Below are 21,882 nucleotides of genomic sequence, written 5' to 3'. Positions count from 1 at the left end.
ACGATGTCCTTTTTTAGATTACATATTTTAAATAAAAATTGGCAAAACATTATATTGTGGTGGGAGTTAAGACGAATTCCTTATAACCTAATATTACTTTTAATTTTGTTTATAAGCTTTAAAACAATTGAAGCCTTACCTCAAGATGGTTTTATTACTTTAATACCAGGTCCTGCCCTACTATTAGGCACCTATTTATCACTATTACTATATTTTATTATTGCTAACATCTGTTACACCTTTGGTTGGATACTACATTTGGTTTTTAGACATCTAAACAACTCATTTATTCATGTTATATCATCATATTTATTTGGTATTGGTATTTTGATTTCAATAATTGTGACCTTAAGCCCTATTTTAATCTGGATGATAAACCTTGCCCTTAAACAATTTATATAAATAAAAAAGCCTTTCAATTAAGAAAGGCTTTTTAGTATTCTATGTTAAATCAGCTTAAGCGTCTTCTTCAACGTCTTTCACTTTTTTCTTAAGTGCATCTGTTGCATTTCCTTTCTTAGCTGTATCATACATTATTGGTGTTGCAATAAACACAGAAGAATATGTACCTACAATAACACCTACAATTAATGCAAATAATAAATCTTTAAGTGAATCTGCACCAAATATAAACATTGCCAATAACACCACTAAGGTTGTTAACGACGTATTTAAGGTTCTAGAAATTGTACTGTTTATAGACTTGTTTATAGTAGTATCAAAGCTCCAACCTAAGTTTTCATTAAAGTACTCTCTAATTCTATCGAAAACAACAACCGTATCATTTAATGAGTAACCAATAACGGTTAAGATAGCTGCTATAAACGTTTGATCTATTTCCATACTAAATGGCATAAAACGCCATGTTAATGAATAGATACCTAATACAATAAGCACATCATGGAATACTGCGGCAACAGCACCTAAAGAGAATTGCCATTTCTTAAATCTTAGTAAGATATATAAGAAAACCACAACTAAAGATCCTAAAATTGCCCAAATAGATGATTTCTTAATATCATCTGCAATCGTTGGACTCACTTTACTAGATAACATTTTACCTATTTTTTTATCTCCAGAACCATCTAAAAACTCTGCATATGTCATCCCTTCTGGCAGATATTTTTGCAATGCTGTAAACAACATTGATTGCACTTTTTCATCTGCTTCAGTAGAACTATCTTCTACTAAGTATTTGGTAGAAATTTTTAACTGATTAGCGCCACCTATCGTTTTAACTTCAGCACTTTCAAATACAGAATGTAGATCATTTTTTACTTCTTCAACACTCATATCCTGAGCAAAACGTACTTGGTATGTTCGTCCTCCTACAAAGTCAATACCTTGATCTAATTTTGCTCCAAAAAATAGAGATCCTAAACTTGCCAATATTAATCCACCAGATAAGATATAAGCAATTTTACGTTTTCTAAGGAAATCGATATTAACATTCTTAAATAAGTTTTTAGTTAAACCTGTTGAGAACTCTAATTTACCACCTCTATTGATATACCAATCTATTAATAAACGTGTAATAAAAATAGCTGTAAATAAAGACGTTAATATACCGATGATTAATGTTGTCGCAAAACCTTTAATTGGACCTGTACCGAATACAAATAATATTAAAGCCGTTAAACCTGTAGTAATATTGGCATCTAATATTGAAGACAATGCATTAGAAAAACCGTCCTTAATCGATTCTTTTTGAGATTTACCTTTTGCTAGTTCTTCCCTTATACGTTCAAAAATAAGCACGTTAGCATCTACTGATATACCAATAGTTAATACAATACCTGCAATACCTGGTAAGGTAAGTACTGCGCCTAAACTTGCTAATACTCCAAAGATTAATAAGATATTAAATAATAAAGCGATATCTGCAAATCCACCTGCTTTACCGTAGTAAAATATCATCCAAATTAAAACAAATGCTAAAGCTATAATGAAAGATTTCATTCCACTATCAATAGCTTCTTGTCCTAAAGAAGGACCAACCTCATCTGCTTGTACAATCTCTGCAGATGCAGGTAATTTACCTGCTCTTAATACGTTTGCTAAATCTACTGCTTCTGCTAAAGTAAATGAACCAGAAATTTGAGATCTACCTCCTGAAATTCCTCCAGATTGTGTAACACCAGGTGCAGAATACACAATATTATCTAAAACGATAGCAATGTTACCATCTGTTTGGTTAGCTTCTTTGGTCATTTCTTCCCAAATTTTTGCTCCTCTTGGATCCATCTGCATACTAACAGCTGGTCTGTTTAATTGATCGTAATCTTGCCCTGCATCTGTAATAACAGCACCACTTAATTTAGGTTCGTTTTCTCTATTTCCCTTTATAGCATATAATTCTGAATACTCAGAATCCTCTGCCTGAAGTCCCCAAGCAAACTTAACGTAACGCATTTCTGCCGGTAACAATGCTCTATTTTTAGAAGCATTTAAATTCGCTAATACTTTTTCTTTATCTTTCTTTAAGAAAATACCGATTACAGAACCACCTCTTCCGAATTCTTGAATACCAATTGGGTAGATATCCTCTAAACTCGCCGTACTTGTAGAGTCTGATTCTATTTGCCCTGTTAAATCATCAATGGCATCTGAAGTCGCATCTTGTTCCTCTGTTACTTCTGCAACTTCTTCTACAGTTTCTTTTGCTTTATTTTCTTCAACCATTTTCTGGTTAACTTCCATAATATATGGTAAAACGTCTTGCGCTTTATACGTGTCCCAAAACTGTAATTGAGCCGTTTTAGTTACTAAGTCCTTAACACGCTCTATATCCTTTGCTCCAGGTAATTCTAAAAGAATACGACCAGAGTTTCCTAAACGTTGTATGTTTGGTGAGGTTACACCAAATTTATCTATACGTTTACGCAATACCTCAAACGCAGATACGATAGACTCGTCAATTTTAGTTTCAACAATGCCTTTAACATCATTGTCTGACATATCTGAAGAAATAACACCTAGGTTAGATCGGTTAGCAAAAATATCTGGAGATGCTAATTTCGTGTCTCCCTTAATCGCGTCAAACGCCGTAAAAAACGATTGTAAATAAGAATCTTGAGAATCTTTTTGTAATTCTTCAGCATCATCCAAGGCTTTATTAAATACAGGATCTTTACTATTATCAGATAATCCCTTTAAGATATCTCTTACTGAAATCTGAAGAATAACATTAATACCACCTTTAAGGTCTAAACCTAAATTCATGGCATTGTTTTCTACCTCAGTATAATCATATTGTGCTATACCTAAATTATAGACATCTATTGATTCAAATTTGTCTCCTACTTTTATTTTAGAAGTCTTTAATGAATCAAGGTAACGTACCTCTTCTATTGTTCTGTTTGTTTGGTAATCTGCTTCTGTATCTGCATACTTTGCTACTGCTGCTTGTTTTGCAGTATCTTCAATTTGATTAGCTTTAAACGTAAATGATAATTGATAAATACTTACCAAACCAAATAAAAGCGCAAAAAGCTTAATTATTCCTTTGTTTTGCATTGTTGTTGTTTTTAATATCGAATTGTCTGTTAGTGTATTGTACTAGTGCTTTAAACTAGCGCGCAAATATAGCCTTTACACTATAATTCGACAATATTTTTTTTGAATTAGATGTTTAGCTTTTTGATTGACAAAAGCTTGTGTTTTGGGTATAGAATTTTTCTGATTAAAAATTCTTTAAAGTAGAGGTCCGGCACGCACTTCTGGAATCTTATACGTGGAAGTATTTTTAGCAATTGCCGCCGTTTTATACGATGCCACTATTGTATTTACGGCACCATTCCTTAATTCAGTATCAACCTGATTACCTGAGTTTTGTACTTTTAACGTATGAGGTTGATCTGTTTTATAATTACATTCAACAACTTGAGTACCTTCTAAATCCCAAGCTATAGGCGATTGCAACTTAATTTCAGATATATTAAGCTTATAATCATTTGTATTTTGTCGATCTGGAATCTCTGATGACGACTGATCTGCTATATTTTTAGAAATCTGAAAGTTTTCAGTACTGTAAAGCGCATTTTGGATTTGAGTGACGTCTGCCTCACTAAAATAGGTAATTCTTAATTGACCTGAATGACTTTGACCAATGGTAATATCCGTAACACCAATACGTTTCAGTTTCTCCTGGATGGACTGAATAGCATTTTCAGTGTCCTCAATTGAAGTCGTATCTTTTGAAAACTGAATAACAATTTGCTGATTTGGTACTGTATTTTGCTCATAAAACGTTCCTAAAAACGCTAAGAGTACAATTAATAATCCAAAATGCAATTTGGTTTTCATGCGCCAAATATAGACAAAAAAATTGCTCCCAAAACGTAATGAGAGCAATTCTATACTATTAATATAGTGCAATCTATTATATAATCTTATAATTCTAAAAGACCATTTGTTTTCTTAACACCTTCTGCACTTTCTGCCATGTGTGCTTTTTCAGCATCACTTAAAGGTACATCAACAATCTTTTCTATTCCATTTCTACCTAAAATTACTGGTACACCAATACAAAGGTCACTTAATCCATATTCACCATCTAATAATGTAGAACATGGGAAAATTTTCTTTTGATCACAAGCTATTGCTTGTACTAAGCCACTTACTGCTGCACCTGGAGCATACCATGCTGATGTTCCTAATAAACCTGTTAATGTTGCACCACCAACTTTAGTATCTGCTGCAACTTGCTCTAATCTTTCTGCTGAAATAAACTCAGAAACTTTTATACTGTTTCTTGTTGCATGAGATATTAATGGTACCATACCTTTATCACTATGTCCACCAATTACCATGCCGTCTACATCACTGATAGGTGCTTCTAACGCTTCTGCTAATCTGTACTTAAAACGTGCAGAATCTAACGCGCCACCCATTCCTATAATTCTATGCTTAGGTAGACCTGTTACTTTATGAGCCAAATACGTCATAGTATCCATTGGGTTACTAACCACAATAAGAATTGTATTTGGAGAATGTTCTACTAAACTGGCAGAAACCATTTTTACAATACCAGCGTTAATACCTATTAACTCTTCACGAGTCATTCCTGGTTTACGAGGAATACCAGACGTAATGACACAAATATCGCTACCTGCAGTTTTTGAATAATCATTTGTACTACCAGTTATTTTAGTGTCAAATCCATTTAAGGATGCACACTGCATAAGGTCCATTGCTTTACCTTCTGCATAGCCTTCTTTAATATCTAAAATTACAACTTCTGAAGCAAAGTTTTTAATGGCAATATACTCTGCACAACTTGCACCTACTGCACCTGCGCCAACTACGGTTACTTTCATAATTATTTATGTTTATTTAAATGTGAAATTACATGTTTCAAATGAACACAAATTTACGAATAAAATTAGTTAAAATGAAAAAGCGCAAGCTTAAATCTTGCGCTTTTTATTTATATGTTATGTGTTGTATTACCGTACGCTGAATGCTATACCTACAGTTGCTGTATTATAATCTTGAAACGTGTAATCTGCAAATATTTTAAAGATACTGAGATTTATTCTCGCACCTAAAGTTGCTCGCATTCCTGTCGTTTCAAATTCTAAATTTATAGGATCTGATATTTGCTCATCTACAGTACCAATTTGATTGCCATTACTGTCTTCTACATCATACGTTAATATATAATCCCCTTTCATTTTTGTCGTTGTTGTACCACTATTATATCCTAAACTACCGTATAAAGTCAACAACTTAAAGTCTAATGATGCTAACGCCTGAACCGTCCAGGTATTCATCTTAAATTCAGCTTCACCATCAACAACCTCAACGTTATCAGTAGCATCTTCATCTGACATTGCATAAACAACACTCATATTAGTAAATGCACCCAATAAAGAAACACTTAATGGCGATGTATCTACAATGCCTAAATATTGTGTTAAATCATGCTGTAAACCAAAACCAAGTAACTTTGCTTCTACATCATCATAACTTTGGGTAGGTACAAAACGTGCCTTGATATCTGTTTTGAATGGCAAACCAAAACCAACTTGAACCGTTGGTGCTGGGACTGCATTCACTGGTAAATCTTCTGTAATACCTCCAGGCATCGTAAAACTTACTACTTTATATGTACCACTTCCGTTTTCATCTGGTATTCTTACATCTACCAAAACTTCAGAATCATCTTCACTCATTATCGTTTGAAGCTCATTTTCGCCATTTGGTAGAGAAAGATATGTATAATCACCAGGAACAAATGCAAAAGCTTTAGCTTCTTCTGGAACCAACGACGCATTTGCACCTATAGTTAAATCAAACCCAAAGGTTTTATGTACTTTGGCAGTTGTAGCCCATCCTCCGTTCATACTATACATTAAACCTTCCATCGCTGGATTTAAATAGTTTTGCGACAATAAACTTGCATCGTCTGCAGCTAATAGTATTGTTTCCAAGTCCTGAGCTTTAGCAATTTGAAAGCTTACAGCACAAATAAATAGCGTAATAATTTTTTTCATAAATAATTGATTTAGATTGGTATAAACATAAAAAAATAAATTGAATATCAAGACTTTACCCTATTTATAACACAATATTCGCGCTCATATTTTAAATTTTGAAATAATTTATAAAAAAACACCCAAAATTGGGTGTTTTTTTACTGAATTTCTAGTTCAGAATTGTATTTAAAAATCTAATTTATGCATCAATATTTGCATAGATTGCATTTTTCTCAATAAATTCTCTACGTGGTGGCACTTCATCTCCCATTAACATAGAAAATACACGATCTGCCTCAACACCGTTTTCAATATGTATTTGTCTTAAGGTTCTAAACTCAGGATTCATAGTGGTATCCCAAAGTTGCTCAGCGTTCATTTCACCAAGACCTTTATAACGTTGAATTTTTGCACCATCACCATATTGTTCCATAATGTCTGCACGTTCTTCATCATTCCAAGCATATTGCTTTTTAGCACCTTTTTTAACTAAATACAAAGGAGGTGTTGCAATATAGATATGACCATTTTCTATTAACTCCTTCATGTATCTAAAGAAGAACGTTAATATTAAAGTTTCAATATGCGAACCATCAATATCGGCATCACACATAATAACAATTTTATGGTATCTTAATTTTGAAAGATTTAGCGCTTTACTATCTTCTTCTGTACCAATAGTTACACCTAAAGCTGTAAATATATTTTTGATTTCTTCGTTTTCAAAAACTTTATGTGTCATGGCTTTCTCTACATTAAGAATCTTACCTCTTAATGGTAGAATCGCCTGAAACGCTCTATCACGTCCTTGCTTTGCCGTACCACCTGCCGAATCTCCCTCAACAAGATATACTTCACATTTAGCAGGATCTTGCTCAGAACAATCTGATAATTTACCAGGTAAACCACCAATACTCATTACGGTTTTACGCTGAACCATTTCACGAGCCTTCTGTGCTGCATGACGTGCTTGTGCGGCAAGAATTACTTTTTGAACAATCGTTTTGGCATCATCTGGATGCTCTTCTAAGTAATCTGTAAGCATTTCTGAAACCGACTGACTTACAGCTGCAGAAACTTCACGGTTACCTAATTTTGTTTTTGTTTGACCTTCAAACTGAGGCTCTTGTACTTTTACAGATACAATAGCGGTTAATCCTTCACGGAAATCATCTCCAGAAATATCAAATTTTAATTTATCTAACATTCCAGATTCATCGGCATACTTTTTAAGGGTATGCGTTAATCCTCGACGGAAACCAGAAAGGTGTGTTCCACCTTCATGTGTATTGATATTGTTTACGTATGAATGTAAATTTTCTGCATAAGACGTATTGTAAACCATGGCTACCTCAACTGGCACACCATTTTTCTCACCTTCAAAAGATATTACATCTTTCATTAAAGGCTCTCTTGTGGCATCTAAGAATCTAATGAATTCACTTAGGCCTTCTTCAGAATGAAATGTTTCACCTTCAAATTCACCATCATCTTTTTTATGACGCTTATCGATTAAATGTACAGTGATGCCTTTATTTAAATAGGCTAATTCGCGCAAACGACTCGCGAGCGTGTCATAGCTATATTCTAAAGTTTGGGTAAATATTGTAGGATCTGGTTTAAAAGTAACCGTTGTACCTCTTTTATCCGTATCTCCAACGGTTTTTACAGGATACATGGCTTTACCACGCTCATACTCTTGCTCGTAAATTTTTCCTTCTCTATAAACCGTAGCTTTAAGATTTGTTGAAAGTGCATTAACACAACTTACACCAACACCGTGTAAACCACCTGATACTTTATAAGAATCTTTATCAAACTTACCACCTGCTCCGATTTTAGTCATTACAACCTCTAATGCAGAAACGCCTTCTTTTTTATGAAGACCTACTGGTATACCACGACCATCATCTTCTGTGGTAATAGAATTATCTTCGTTAATCGTTACTGTAATGTTATCACAGTGACCTGCTAAGGCTTCATCAATAGAGTTATCTACAACCTCATAAACTAAATGGTGCAATCCTCTAACGCCAACATCACCAATATACATGGATGGACGCATACGCACATGTTCCATTCCCTCAAGGGCCTGAATACTATCTGCTGAATAATTATCCTTATTAAATTCTTCTTTCTTTTCGCTCATTATTAAACGTTATTTGTTAGTTTTTTTTGTTTCGTCTTATAAATGACTTCACAAAAAAAGACGCCATACAGCATCCTTTTGAATACAAACAAATATACGAATTAATGACGCTTTTTAAAAGCTTTTTATTGATTGTAGGCGATAATTATCAACATTTGTTAATTATTTAAAAAGCGTCTTAAAAGAGCTTAAAACCACCTTAAAATCGATTTTAATAATTTTTACTCCTCAACAAAACTAGAGTAAAACATAAAATCTCGCAGAAGCGAGATTTTATAAGTTAATTTTATAATGATTAGGTTAATAAAACCACTTTTACAGTCCTTTTTTAGTAGGCCTTATCATGTACGTTAGCTATGGCTCTTCCAGAAGGATCATTCATGTTTTTAAATGCCTCATCCCACTCTAATGCTGTTGCTGTACTACAAGCTACACTTGCTTCTTGTGGCACAGATAATGCGGCTGCATCACTTGGGAAATGACTTTCAAAAATACTTCTATAATAATACTCTTCTTTGTTTAAAGGTGTGTTAATTGGATAACGGAATTTTGCATTGGCTAATTGCTCATCACTCACTTCTTTATCTACCAATTCCTTTAAAGTATCAATCCAACTGTAACCTACACCATCTGAGAATTGTTCTTTTTGTCTCCATGCTACGCTTTCTGGAATCATATCTTCAAAGGCTTTACGAACCACCCATTTTTCCATACGTTCGCCATTAATCATTTTATCTTTTGGATTGATGCCCATTGCAACATCCATAAACTCTTTATCTAAAAATGGCACACGTCCTTCTATTCCCCAAGCCGCTAAACTTTTATTAGCTCTTAAACAATCGTACATATGAAGTTTATCTAATTTACGCACTGTTTCTTCATGAAACTCTTGAGCATTAGGTGCTTTATGAAAGTACAAATAACCTCCAAAGATCTCATCTGCACCTTCACCAGATAATACCATTTTTATACCCATTGATTTAATTACTCTCGCCATTAAATACATTGGTGTCGACGAGCGAATTGTTGTTATATCATAAGTTTCTATATTGTAAATAACATCTTTTATGGCATCTAACCCTTCTTGAATTGTAAATTTAATCTCATGATGCACCGTACCAATATGATCTGCCACTTTTTTAGCTGCTGCTAAATCTGGAGAGCCTTCTAAACCAACAGAAAAAGAATGTAACTGTGGCCACCAAGCATCAGTTGTATCATCAGATTCTACACGCTTTTGAGCATATTTTTTAGCAATGGCTGATGTCACAGAAGAATCTAAACCTCCTGACAACAAAACACCATAAGGCACATCACTCATTAGTTGTCTATGTACAGCATCCTCTAATGCTTGCTTCACTTCAGCAATGCTAGTTTCGTTTTCTTTTACGGCATCATAATCTTTCCAATCTCTGTTATACCATTTTACAAATTCTCCATCTGTACTAGACATATAATGTCCTGGAGGAAACAATTCAATTTTTGTACAAATTCCTTCTAAAGCTTTTAATTCTGAAGCCACATAAAAAGTGCCGTTTTTATCCCAACCTATATAAAGTGGTATAATTCCCATGTGATCTCTTGCAATGAAATATTCATCCTTTTCTGAATCATAAATAGCAAATCCAAAAATACCATTCATATCATCGACAAAATCAACACCTTTTTCTTGGTATAATGCCAAAATTACTTCACAATCACTTTGCGTTTGAAAATCGTATTTTCCTTCAAACTGCTTTCTTATTTCCCTATGGTTATAAATCTCTCCATTTGCTGCTAAAACTAATTTTTTATCTGCACTAAATAATGGTTGTTTCCCTGAGGCTGGATCCACAATTGCCAAACGTTCATGTGCCATGATTACTTTATCATCGCTATAAATTCCACTCCAGTCTGGTCCACGATGACGAATCGTTTTTGCCATTTCTAAAACCTGTGGTCTTAAACTATCTACTTCTTGCTTTATATCAAACGCGCATACTATTCCGCACATAACTTTTTAATTTTAATTATTATTTATGATACAAATATGAAATTAAAGTTTTGATTTAAAAACACAAATACGTAATTAACTTACAAATTGTAACTAAATTTGAATAATTTCTAATCAAAAATAATTATAAAGGCAAAATCAGATTCTTAACTTTGTAATTTGAAAGTTAAACTATGAAAACATGTAAGCTGCTCCTGCTATTATTTGGAATGACCATTTCTGCTCAGTCTTCTTGGCAACCTGTTCCCAATATCGTTCCTAACCTCAATGGTCAACGTTTTGACGATGTCTATTTCTTAAATAATTCTACAGGTTGGGCGGCCAATGGCTATTACGCAGCGGTATATAAAACTACAGATGGCGGTTTAACCTGGACAGAACAGCTAAACGAAAACAATCTTTCTGGAAGTTACTATTTTAGAAATATAGAATTTTTAAACGAAAGTATAGGATTTATTGGCACCTTAAATGGAACCGTTTTTAAAACCATTGACGGCGGAATTAATTGGACTGAAATTGAAAACATCTCACCAAATCCAAACGCTATTTGCGGATTAAGCACTATAGGAACGTCTACTATTTATGGATGTGGTGCCTATTTTTCTCCTGCTCACATTATAAAATCAACCGATAGTGGTGACACATGGACTTTTATTGACATGTCTAGCTATGCAGATGCCTTAGTTGAAATTTTATTTACGGACGAAAACACAGGTTATGTTGCCGGAAAAAACGAAGACGGCGCACTCATTTTAAAAACTACCGATGGCGGTTTAACTTGGACAGCATTGTACAATTCAAATATTCCTGGTGAATACATTTGGAAAATTCAAACATTAGAACAAAACCCTGATTTTATTGTTGGTGCCTTGCAATCGGTTGCACCTTATAATGGCAAACTCATTAAATCTACTGATGGTGGCACAAATTGGCTAGAATTTGAAGCCACAGAAACCGACATACAAGCTGTTGGCTTCTTATCAGAAACACATGGCTGGCTTGGCGGACACACTACTGGGTTTTACGAAACACAAGATGGTGGTGAAACATGGACCAACTTAAATGTAGGAAACAATCTAAATAGAATTTATATTATTGATGAAAGCACAGCATTTGCTGCTGGAACGACAATATATAAGTACACCAGTGAAAGCCTTACCACTTCAGATTTAGAATTAGACACAACATCTCAACATATTCAAATTAAAAACTTAAAAAATCCTGTTGAAGACCATATAGAAATAACCATTGATTTTAAAAGTGATGATAATATTTTAATAGAATTATATGATATCAACGGAAAATTTATATCACAATTAGCACGTGATGTAATTGATCACGCTACCGAAAAAAACTATAGCTTTAATATTTCGGAACTCGCTGTAGGTGCCTATTTTATTAATTTTCATAATAATTCTGGTCGCTCTGCTGTTAAAATTATTAAAATATAGATCTATTTTGTAATCAAGCCTATAATTTTACGACCATCTAGATTATTATTTAAAAATTAAAACTAAAACACTTTCATGAAACATTTTAAATTATTTACCACAACAACATTTGCGATTGTAATGTTATTTTCATTACAAATAAACGGACAGGATTTTAAAGATTTAGACAAAAGTCCTATGGACGTAGCAGCATATCCTAGCTCTTATAAAGAATCTAATAAACTCGTAAAAATCACTTATAGCCGTCCTCAATTAAAAGACAGAAAAGTTTATGATTTAGCCAAAGAAAACAAAGTATGGAGAACTGGTGCTAATGAAGCTGCTGAAATTACGTTTTATACAGATGCAAAATTAGGCGATACAACCATTAAAGCTGGTACGTATTCTTTTTTTGTAATTCCTGAAGCATCAGAATGGACAGCTATCATCAGTACAGATCTTAATGTTTGGGGAAGCTACAGTTATAATAAAGATAATGACGTGGCACGTTTAACTGTACCTGTAACCGAAGGAAAAGAGTCATTAGAAACTTTTTCTATTGCTTTTGAAAAAGGTGATAATGGTGTAGAAATGCATTTAGGTTGGGGCACTGTTAGAGTGGCAGTTCCTTTTGAGATATAAGCTAGATTGAGCTTACCAAATAAAAAAAAAGTTCCGATTGTTTTTACAATAATCGGAACTTTTTTTATCCACGTTGTTTAAACAAACACCTTAGTTATGGAATATTTAAATACTTATGGGTTTGTAACGACACTTTCCATTTAGGATTAGCCATAACATAATCCACAATTAGTGGCATCATTTTTTCTCGTTTACTCCATTCTGGCTGAAGATATAAAATACAATCTGCATTTACTTTAGCCGCTTGCTCTTCAGCAAATTTAAAATCGTCCTTATTATATATGATACATTTAAGTTCGTGCGCGTGATCATAAACCTCTTGGGTTGGCAACTTCATTTTTTTAGGAGAAAGGCAGATCCAATCCCACTGACCTGTTAATGCATAGGCACCAGAGGTTTCAATATGTGTTTGTACACCCTTAGCTTTTAATTGCGCTGTTAAAGGTCCCATATCCCAAGTTAATGGCTCACCACCCGTGACAATAATAGTATCACTATACTTAACAGCATTTTCTACAATTTTTTCCGTAGCTGTAGGTGGATGCAATTCTGCGAACCAGCTTTCTTTAACATCACACCAATGGCAACCAACATCGCAGCCTCCAATACGCACAAAATATGCAGCAGTTCCTTTATGAAACCCCTCACCTTGTATGGTATAAAACTCTTCCATTAAAGGTAATAGCAGCCCTTTATCTATTAACTCTTGTCGTTCTCTTCTTGTCATAAGCTGCAAAGATAGTTATTTAGTTTTCAGTTTTTGCCTTAAGTTTTCATCAAACTTTAAGAATTATATGTTCTATGATAAGCTACGGACTTTGATTGCATATATATTCCTATGATTGCAATACCAAAGTATTTCATACTTGATGAAAATTACATTATTTTTATCCAAATTTTCTGACTAATGAAGAATTCTGAAACTTTCGTAAACGAAATAAACGAAGGAAACACATTTAAAGGCGAGTACATTACCCTAGGATCTGCAATGCTAGAGGGCGAAACTATTACAGATACCTTTGTAAATATCCCATTAAAAACCATGAACAGACATGGCTTAATTGCTGGAGCAACAGGTACAGGTAAAACAAAAACACTACAAGTTTTAGCTGAAAATCTATCTGAAAAAGGGGTTCCCGTATTACTCATGGACATCAAAGGAGATTTAAGTGGCTTAGCCAAACCAAGTCCTGGGCATGCAAAAATTGATGAACGTCATAAAAAAATTGGATTGCCTTTTGAAGCTAAAGGGTTTCCTGTTGAAGTGATGACTATTTCTGAACAAGATGGCGTACGACTTAGAGCCACAATTAGTGAATTTGGTCCGGTTTTAATTTCTAGAATCTTAAATGTTACCGAAACACAAGCTGGTATTATCTCTGTAATATTTAAATATTGTGATGATAATAAATTACCACTTTTAGATTTAAAAGATTTCAAAAAAATTCTTCAATATGCAACCAATGAAGGCAAAGCTGAATTTGAAGAATCTTATGGACGTATTTCTACAGCCTCAACAGGTGCAATTTTAAGAAAACTCATAGAAATTGAACAACAAGGTGGCGATTTATTCTTTGGAGAAACCTCTTTTGACCCGCAAGACTTACTGCGTATAGACGAGAACGGAAAAGGTTATATTAACATTATTCGCTTAACAGACATACAAGATAAACCAAAATTATTTTCAACATTTATGTTGAGCTTATTAGCCGAAATCTACTCTACTTTTCCTGAACAAGGTGATAGCGGACGTCCAGAACTTGTTATGTTTATTGACGAGGCACATTTAATTTTCAATGAAGCATCAGACGCCTTACTAAGTCAAATTGAAAGCATAGTAAAATTAATAAGAAGTAAAGGTGTAGGCTTATATTTTGTAACACAAAACCCAACAGATGTTCCAGAAGCAGTACTAGGACAATTAGGTCTTAAAGTTCAACATGCGCTTCGTGCTTTTACGGCTAAAGACAGAAAAGCTATAAAATTAACAGCTCAAAATTACCCAGATACAGACTATTACGATACAGCAGAAGTATTAACTTCTCTTGGAATAGGTGAAGCTTTAGTTTCGGCATTAGACGAAAAAGGAAAACCTACACCATTGGCGGCAACCATGATGCGTGCACCAATGAGCAGAATGGATGTTTTAACGGAATCTGAACTTGGTGGACTTTTAGCCCAATCTACTCTAGCTAAGAAATATAATAAAGAAGTAGATCGAGAAAGTGCTTATGAGATGCTCAATGAAAAAATTGAAAAAGCAGAAGCTGAAGAGGTAAAACAAAAAGCCAAAGAAGAAAAAGAGGCGTTAAAACGTGCTGAAAGCAAAAGAAGTACCACAAAAAGAAAAAGTACAAGAATGAACCCTATTGTTAAAGTTTTAACAAGCGCAACGGTAATTAGAGGTGTTCTTGGTATATTAAGTAAAATGATTAAATAATAATCTTAATTTAAAACATGAAAAACACCTTAGTTGTAGCACTTATTAGTGTTCTATTAGTTGCGAGTTGTGCAAAAGACAAAGCTCCTGACCCATTTTTAATTAAAAAAAATCAAATTGGACTATTAAATGATTCTACACAAGTAAAGGATTTAGAAGCTGTTTTTAGCTCAGATTCTATAGTACGTTTTATTGCAGGAGATGAATTTGTTGGATCTGTAAATACGATTGAAGTTTTTGAAAAAGGAGGCAAGAAATTATTAGATATCTCGCCTAGAGAGACATTAGACTCCACTTCTGTAATTGCAAGTGTTCGTATTTTAGATCAGCGTTATAAAACCGACAAAAACATTTCGGCTTTAAGTACATTTAAAGATATTAAGGAAGCCTATAAAATCTCTAAGGTAGATAACCTTATTAATGTCATTGTAGTCTCAGTGAATGAAATCAATGCTTCTTTTACTATAGATAAGAACGAATTACCAGCAAGCATGCGTTTTGATATGGATATGAATATAGACCCAATTCAAATCCCAGAAAAAGCGAAGATAAAGCACTTCATGTTACATTGGTAAGAACGGGTAATCCGCCACAGTTTTCAACATAAAAAAAATGCAAAAAAAACAAAACTATAAAATTCAAAATTCTCCATTTCTAGTTCCAACAGAAGACGGTAAAATTATAAAGGAGCATTTTGGAAATGCTACAGATGGCAACTCTAATATTAGTATTGCTCATATGGTAGCACCTGCTGGTTGGTCAGAACCTTTTCAAACACCAGAATTTGATGAATATACTTTTATCATAAAAGGTAAAAAACAATTTATTATTGATGATGAAATTATAGTCTTAGAAGCTGGCCAATCTATAAAAGTTGAAAAAAACACAAGACTTCAGTATTCCAATCCGTTTACGGAACCATGCGAATATTTAGCTATTTGCTTACCTGCGTTTTCTGTAGAGTCTGTAAACAGAGAAGAGGAATAGTATGAGCAGTTTTGTTATGAAATCCATAGGAAACGCGCTTAACGCTACAAGTTTGGTATCTTCTAAATTAGCGTCAAAAAAAGCATTGTCTTTATTTGCATCACCTAGAAAAGGTCGCTACAATACAGACCAAAAACAAATTATAGAATCGGCATTTTTTGAAGAAATAGCTTATGAAAATTTCGAAATTGCCACATATCGTTGGGTTGGCCATAACAAAACCGTTTTATTGGCACATGGTTGGGAAAGTAATGCTTCGCGTTGGGCCTATATTCTAAAGGATTTAAAAGATCAAGATTATAACATCATTGCTTTAGATGCACCTGCTCATGGACGATCTGGTGGAAAACAATTCAATGCGGTTTTATATTCAGAATTTATAAATGTCGTTGCTAAAAAATTTAAACCAGAGATATTAATTGGTCATTCGGTTGGTGGTATGGCTAGCGTATTTAGCACTTATCTCAATGAAATCCCTAGCATTAAAAAATTAATTTTATTGGGTGCACCTGCTCATTTTACAGGTGTATTTAGTAGATACAAAACTATGATGGGTTTTAACAAAAGGGTTTCTAACGGATTAGACAAAATCGTTTTAGAACGTTTTGGAAGGCCTGTCTCCTATTTTTCTACTGCAAATTTTTTAGAATCCATACAAGCAAAAGGGTTGATTATTCACGACAAAAAAGATAGAATTATTCCTTTTGAAGATGGTCAACTACTCGCCAATCGCTATAAAAATTCTGAGTTTGTCGTTACTTCAGGATTTGGGCATGGATTAAAAGACGTTTCTTTAACACCTAAGATTATTGGGTTTATTAATGACTAATCTTTATTGTATTTTTGTTCTATGTCAGAAGATTTAAAACGCCTTAACAAATACCTTAGTGAAGCAGGCTATTGCTCTCGTAGAGCTGCAGATCGCCTAATAGAAGCTGGTAGAGTCACCATAAACGATGTCATCCCTGAAATGGGCACCAAAGTAGCACCAGAAGATGTTGTAAAAGTCGATGGCGAAATTATTGGCGAGCGAAAACAAGACTTTGTTTACCTTGCTTTTAACAAACCTGTTGGTATTGTTTGCACTACAGATACGCGTGTAGAAAAGGACAACATTATTGACTATATCAATTACCCTAAACGCATTTTTCCAATAGGTAGATTAGATAAACCAAGTGAAGGTTTAATTCTTCTTACTGACGATGGCGATATTGTCAACAAGATTTTAAGGGCAAGTAATAATCATGAAAAAGAATATATAGTCACTGTAGACATTCCTATTTCTCAAACGTTTATTGAGCGTATGTCTGGTGGCATATATCTTGAAGATTTAGGTAAACGGACTAAAAAATGTGTTGTTAAAAAAATAGACAAGTTTACATTCAGTATTATCTTAACACAAGGGTTGAACCGACAAATCCGTAGAATGTGCGAATATCTTAATTACGAAGTGCAAACATTAAAACGTGTTAGGATTATGAATATACAACTTGATTTACCTATAGGTCAATACCGAGAATTAACAAAAGAGGAATTTAATACGCTAAATAACCTCATAGCCGATTCTGTAAAAACCTATGAAGATAACCAAGAATCCTTTAGAAAATCTAGACGTTAATTATGGCATTATCTCCTTTTCATTTGGCTATTCCTGTTTCTAATTTATCTGAATGCAGAGATTTTTACACCAATATTTTAAATTTTGAAGAAGGACGAAGCAGTGACCATTGGGTAGATTATAATTTCTTTGGACATCAATTAGTCATTCACTACAAACCTCAACCTAAAAACGATGCACACACTAATTTGGTTGATGGAAAAGATGTGCCAGTACCTCATTTTGGTGTTGTTCTAGAATGGGATAAATTTCAAGCATTCGCAGATGTATTAAAACAGAAAAATATTCTTTTTATAATAGAACCTTACATTCGATTCAAAGGCGAAGTTGGTGAACAAGCCACTATGTTTTTTAAAGACCCTTCAGGAAATGCATTAGAGTTTAAGGCCTTTAAGCATATTGACCAGTTGTTTGCTAAGTAGTTTTCGATTTACCTAAAAAGTAGAACGGTAAATATATTATTAAAAATAACGGAATAACACTTAACTGTACCACCAAAATATAATAAGGCCATTCTCCAAAATAATCTAATATAGAGGCTGATTTTGGTTTTTCGTTTAAGTAGAAATAATTGGCATCTAACACATAATTCAAAGCTACCATTGTAAGTACATAGCCTTGTAGCGCCAAAAACGATTTAAATACACTTTTTAAATTTGGCCTCATCTTAAATACAACTATGAAATAGAAGATCACGGAAAGCAATCCTAAATGCACAATCCAATATCTAAAATAATCAAAACTAGGAAAACCTGTTGTTATATCTGGTGTAATTACGGCTTGCAAGGTTCCGCCAATAATCCAAAATACTAAAATTTCGAACATCCAAAATTTACGTTTTGTTGTAAAAATCGGAAGTAACAATGCCATTAAACTACAGAGGTATAGTGGTAAATCGGTTTTAAAATTATAATTATCAAAACCTATTCGATAAATATGAAAACTAATAAGTGTAATGGAAATAAACCAACCTAGATATTGAATGGTTTTCTCTTGTTGAGTTGCTGTTAATTTTGTTTTTGCATACGTAATAAGAAACACCGTAAAACCACAAGCAAAAACAATTGGCATTATATGCTGAAAACTACCTATTGTAACCTTTAGTGGTACAATAAGTAGTTCTAGTAAATTCATATAAAATCTTATTTGTTATGCTTTCTATGCTGTTCTCTTGCCAACAATGTGTTCTTTAAAAGCATTGCAATAGTCATAGGTCCTACACCACCAGGAACAGGTGTGATATAGCTTGCCTTTTTGCTTACAGCATCAAAATCTACATCACCTGTAATGTAATATCCTTTTTCAGAATCATCTGGTACTCTTGTGATTCCTACATCAATAATCACAACATCATCTTTAACCATTTCGGCTTTTAAGAATTTAGGTATACCCAATGCAGAAATAATGATATCTGCCTGTGATGTAATCTGTGTAATATTCTTTGTATGACTATGCGTTAATGTTACTGTAGAGTTTCCAGGAAAGCCTTTTCTTCCCATTAAAATACTCATAGGACGACCTACAATGTGTGAACGACCAATAACAACAGTGTGCTTACCTTTTGTTTCTACTTCGTAACGATCTAACAACTCTAATATCCCAAAAGGTGTTGCAGGAATAAAAGTAGACATATCTAAAGACATTTTCCCAAAGTTCATTGGGTGAAAACCATCTACATCTTTGTTTGGGTCTACAGCCATTAATACTTTTTGCGTATTAATTTGTGGTGGTAATGGTAACTGAATGATAAAACCATCAATAGCATCGTTATTATTAAGTTCTTCAATTGTATCGAGTAACTCCACCTCACTAGTGGTATTAGACAAACGTACCATTGTAGACTCAAACCCAACGCGCTCACAGGCTCTCACTTTACTACCAACATATGTTAAACTCGCACCATCATTACCAACAATCACTGCAGCTAAGTGTGGTACTTTTTCATCATTAGCTTTCATCTTATCGACTTCGGCTTTGATTTCGTTTTTAATGTCGTTACTTACTTTTTTTCCGTCTAGAATTGTCATCTCTATTAGTTTTCAGTCACAGTCACAGTATTCAGTAAAACACTTTTATTATTTATATTTTCAGTCAAAGCTACAGTGTATAGGATTTACGCTTATGGCTTTAACTAAATTATAAAAAAATCATTCCACTTTTACTCCGAATTTTCCTGGATTATTAATCATATAATTTATTAATTTACCAATTTCAATTCCTTGATCTGATAAATTTTCGTGTTGTTCAATTGAAATATATTTACAAGCCAAAGCAAAATCTAGCCATGTTTTTGTTTCTGAATTTTCAGCATCAGAATCTGTTAGTTTACTCACAAAATGCTTTGGGTACCTTCTTTTTCTGTAAGCCTCTGTAATATTAGCATTAACAGAACGAGAACTACGTCTAATTTGATCTGTTAAAGAATATCTTTCTTCTTTAGGAAATGATTTTGATATTTCAAAAATCAACATAGCTAAGTCAAATGCTTTTTGATATGCTAATAACTTTTTGAAATCCATATATATTTATTTCCTAAAATTTTAAATTAAACCACAATTAAAGTAAGACTGAGACTGAATACTGCAAACTTTATTTTGGCATATTCTTCATCATCTGCATCATGCGTTTTCCGCCTCCACCTTGCATCATTTTCATCATCTTACTCATTTGAGTAAATTGCTTTAAGAGTTGATTTACTTCTTGTACTGATGTACCAGACCCTTTACCAATTCTCTTTTTTCTACTTGCATTAATTACTGAAGGATTAGATCGCTCTTCTGGTGTCATAGAATGAATAATAGCTTCTATGCCTTTAAAAGCATCATCATCAATATCTATATCTTTCATCATTTTTCCTGCTCCAGGAATCATTCCGATAAGATCTTTCATATTACCCATTTTCTTGATTTGCTGAATCTGTTTTAAGAAATCATCAAACCCAAATTGGTTTTTCGCAATTTTCTTCTGTAATTTTCTTGCCTCTTCTTCATCAAACTGCTCTTGAGCACGCTCCACTAAAGACACCACATCACCCATTCCTAAAATACGATCTGCCATACGTGATGGATAGAAGACATCTATGGCTTCCATCTTTTCACCTGTACCAATAAATTTAATTGGCTTATTTACAACAGACTTAATAGAAATGGCAGCTCCACCACGTGTATCACCATCTAATTTGGTAAGGATAACACCATCAAAATTTAAGATATCATTAAAGGCTTTTGCCGTATTTACAGCATCTTGACCTGTCATAGAATCTACCACAAACAATGTTTCTTGCGGCTCAATTGCTTTGTGAATATTCGAAATTTCATTCATCATTTCTTCATCCACTGCCAAACGACCAGCTGTATCTATAATAACAACATTATGACCATTTGCTTTTGCATGCGCAATACCTGCTTTAGAAATCGCAACAGGATCTGTGTTTCCTCTATCGCTAAAAACCTCTACTCCTATTTGATCTCCTACAACATGTAATTGATCTATTGCAGCAGGACGATACACATCACAAGCTACAAGTAAAGGTTTCTTAGTTTTTTTATTTTTTAAATAATTAGCCAATTTACCAGAAAAAGTGGTTTTACCAGATCCTTGTAAACCAGACATTAATATGACACTTGGCGTACCAGAAAGATTAATCCCTTCTGCATCACCTCCCATAAGCTCAGTTAATTCATCTTTTACGATTTTAACCATTAACTGACCTGGTTGTAATGTTGTTAATACATTTTGACCAAGTGCTTTTTCTTTTACTCTAACGGTAAATTCTTTCGCAATTTTAAAGTTAACATCGGCATCTAAAAGCGCACGTCTTACTTCTTTAAGTGTCTCAGCAACATTAACCTCTGTTATGCTACCATGACCTTTTAATACGTGTAACGCTTTATCTAACTTATCACTTAAATTATTGAACATGTTTCTAGTCTTCAGTTTGCAGTCCGCAAGTAAGCAGTCTGTAATATTTAATAAGTTGCAAATTTAAGAATTTATGAGGGAATTACTAATGTGTTTGATGAATAAGTTTTTAGCCATTATTGTAGCATTTAATAGTGAAAGTTTGCGCTTAATGAAACGCTTTGTTTTTAATAAAAAACGAAAAGAGCCACTCATAGCGAGAGACTCTTTTCAATCAACTTAA

Annotated in this window: 20 protein-coding genes; 9 read left to right on the top strand and 11 right to left on the bottom strand. The window is 33.6% G+C overall.

All coding sequences use genetic code 11. The annotated features are described in order from the left end of the window. Nucleotides 1-3 precede the first annotated feature (3 nt). Nucleotides 4-402: a hypothetical protein gene (locus tag HNV08_RS13695; protein WP_173281914.1), complete on the top strand. Its 399-nt coding sequence runs from the start codon at nucleotides 4-6 to the stop codon at nucleotides 400-402. 54 nt (nucleotides 403-456) lie between these two features. Here HNV08_RS13695 and secDF read toward each other — a convergent pair whose 3' ends face one another. The 6 genes from secDF to asnB form a co-directional block, all read right to left on the bottom strand. Next, complete coding sequence (gene secDF, locus HNV08_RS13690; protein ID WP_173281913.1) at nucleotides 457-3,516, bottom strand: protein translocase subunit SecDF; 3,060 nt, start codon at nucleotides 3,514-3,516, stop codon at nucleotides 457-459. 177 nt (nucleotides 3,517-3,693) lie between these two features. Beyond that, nucleotides 3,694-4,305, bottom strand: a complete 612-nt coding sequence (locus tag HNV08_RS13685) for a hypothetical protein (RefSeq protein WP_173281912.1) — start codon at nucleotides 4,303-4,305, stop codon at nucleotides 3,694-3,696. 86 nt (nucleotides 4,306-4,391) lie between these two features. Continuing rightward, on the bottom strand, nucleotides 4,392-5,318 hold the full coding sequence (gene mdh / locus HNV08_RS13680; protein ID WP_173281911.1) for a malate dehydrogenase: 927 nt from the start codon (nucleotides 5,316-5,318) through the stop codon (nucleotides 4,392-4,394). 129 nt (nucleotides 5,319-5,447) lie between these two features. Next, nucleotides 5,448-6,497, bottom strand: coding sequence for a DUF6588 family protein (locus HNV08_RS13675; protein WP_173281910.1), 1,050 nt, complete (start codon nucleotides 6,495-6,497; stop codon nucleotides 5,448-5,450). Nucleotides 6,498-6,678: 181 nt separating this feature from the next. Next, on the bottom strand, nucleotides 6,679-8,628 hold the full coding sequence (gyrB, locus tag HNV08_RS13670; RefSeq protein ID WP_173281909.1) for a DNA topoisomerase (ATP-hydrolyzing) subunit B: 1,950 nt from the start codon (nucleotides 8,626-8,628) through the stop codon (nucleotides 6,679-6,681). A 328-nt stretch (nucleotides 8,629-8,956) separates the two neighbouring features. Next, nucleotides 8,957-10,621 carry an asparagine synthase B gene (asnB, locus tag HNV08_RS13665; protein WP_173281908.1) on the bottom strand — a complete coding sequence of 555 codons (1,665 nt, stop codon included), beginning with the start codon at nucleotides 10,619-10,621 and terminating at the stop codon, nucleotides 8,957-8,959. 173 nt (nucleotides 10,622-10,794) lie between these two features. Here asnB and HNV08_RS13660 point away from each other — a divergent pair, with 173 nt between their 5' ends. Beyond that, on the top strand, nucleotides 10,795-12,072 hold the full coding sequence (locus HNV08_RS13660) for a YCF48-related protein (RefSeq protein ID WP_173281907.1): 1,278 nt from the start codon (nucleotides 10,795-10,797) through the stop codon (nucleotides 12,070-12,072). A gap of 75 nt (nucleotides 12,073-12,147) precedes the next feature. Then, complete coding sequence (locus HNV08_RS13655; protein ID WP_173281906.1) at nucleotides 12,148-12,693, top strand: DUF2911 domain-containing protein; 546 nt, start codon at nucleotides 12,148-12,150, stop codon at nucleotides 12,691-12,693. A gap of 94 nt (nucleotides 12,694-12,787) precedes the next feature. On the opposite strand, the gene HNV08_RS13650 is transcribed toward HNV08_RS13655, so the two are convergent. Next, nucleotides 12,788-13,420, bottom strand: coding sequence for a 7-carboxy-7-deazaguanine synthase QueE (locus HNV08_RS13650; protein ID WP_173281905.1), 633 nt, complete (start codon nucleotides 13,418-13,420; stop codon nucleotides 12,788-12,790). Nucleotides 13,421-13,600: 180 nt separating this feature from the next. Here HNV08_RS13650 and HNV08_RS13645 point away from each other — a divergent pair, with 180 nt between their 5' ends. The 6 genes from HNV08_RS13645 to HNV08_RS13620 are packed head-to-tail and all read left to right on the top strand — an operon-like array spanning nucleotide 13,601 to nucleotide 18,160. Beyond that, the gene (locus HNV08_RS13645; RefSeq protein WP_173281904.1) at nucleotides 13,601-15,133 is read left to right on the top strand and encodes a helicase HerA-like domain-containing protein; all 1,533 of its coding nucleotides are present in this window, start codon (nucleotides 13,601-13,603) and stop codon (nucleotides 15,131-15,133) included. Nucleotides 15,134-15,150: 17 nt separating this feature from the next. Next, nucleotides 15,151-15,708 carry a hypothetical protein gene (locus tag HNV08_RS13640; protein ID WP_173281903.1) on the top strand — a complete coding sequence of 186 codons (558 nt, stop codon included), beginning with the start codon at nucleotides 15,151-15,153 and terminating at the stop codon, nucleotides 15,706-15,708. Between the two features lie 37 nt (nucleotides 15,709-15,745). Then, nucleotides 15,746-16,120, top strand: coding sequence for a cupin domain-containing protein (locus HNV08_RS13635; protein ID WP_173281902.1), 375 nt, complete (start codon nucleotides 15,746-15,748; stop codon nucleotides 16,118-16,120). Nucleotides 16,121-16,136: 16 nt separating this feature from the next. Continuing rightward, entirely contained in the window at nucleotides 16,137-16,949 is an 813-nt protein-coding gene (locus HNV08_RS13630; RefSeq protein WP_241697227.1) for an alpha/beta fold hydrolase, read from the top strand. 21 nt (nucleotides 16,950-16,970) lie between these two features. Further along, nucleotides 16,971-17,738: a 23S rRNA pseudouridine(2604) synthase RluF gene (gene rluF, locus HNV08_RS13625; protein ID WP_173281900.1), complete on the top strand. Its 768-nt coding sequence runs from the start codon at nucleotides 16,971-16,973 to the stop codon at nucleotides 17,736-17,738. After that, entirely contained in the window at nucleotides 17,738-18,160 is a 423-nt protein-coding gene (locus tag HNV08_RS13620; protein WP_173281929.1) for a VOC family protein, read from the top strand. Before rluF ends, HNV08_RS13620 begins: the two co-directional genes overlap by 1 nt. Here HNV08_RS13620 and HNV08_RS13615 read toward each other — a convergent pair. The 4 genes from HNV08_RS13615 to ffh all read right to left on the bottom strand — a co-directional run bounded on the left by HNV08_RS13615 (nucleotide 18,153) and on the right by ffh (nucleotide 21,659). Further along, nucleotides 18,153-18,872 (bottom strand): YwaF family protein, encoded by a 720-nt coding sequence (locus HNV08_RS13615; protein WP_173281899.1) that lies wholly within the window; start codon nucleotides 18,870-18,872, stop codon nucleotides 18,153-18,155. The genes HNV08_RS13620 and HNV08_RS13615 overlap by 8 nt on opposite strands. Before the next feature lie 8 nt (nucleotides 18,873-18,880). After that, nucleotides 18,881-19,765, bottom strand: a complete 885-nt coding sequence (locus HNV08_RS13610) for a bifunctional 5,10-methylenetetrahydrofolate dehydrogenase/5,10-methenyltetrahydrofolate cyclohydrolase (protein ID WP_173281898.1) — start codon at nucleotides 19,763-19,765, stop codon at nucleotides 18,881-18,883. A 120-nt stretch (nucleotides 19,766-19,885) separates the two neighbouring features. Then, on the bottom strand, nucleotides 19,886-20,257 hold the full coding sequence (locus HNV08_RS13605) for a four helix bundle protein (protein ID WP_173281897.1): 372 nt from the start codon (nucleotides 20,255-20,257) through the stop codon (nucleotides 19,886-19,888). A gap of 70 nt (nucleotides 20,258-20,327) precedes the next feature. Next, nucleotides 20,328-21,659 carry a signal recognition particle protein gene (gene ffh / locus HNV08_RS13600; protein WP_173281896.1) on the bottom strand — a complete coding sequence of 444 codons (1,332 nt, stop codon included), beginning with the start codon at nucleotides 21,657-21,659 and terminating at the stop codon, nucleotides 20,328-20,330. Nucleotides 21,660-21,882 lie beyond the last annotated feature (223 nt).

Origin of the sequence: Winogradskyella eckloniae, from assembly GCF_013249045.1 — a bacterium.
Taxonomy (GTDB): Bacteria; Bacteroidota; Bacteroidia; order Flavobacteriales; family Flavobacteriaceae; genus Winogradskyella; species Winogradskyella eckloniae.
The sequence above is the reverse complement of the archived record's forward strand: the minus strand, read 5'-3'. Positions and strand labels throughout refer to the sequence as shown.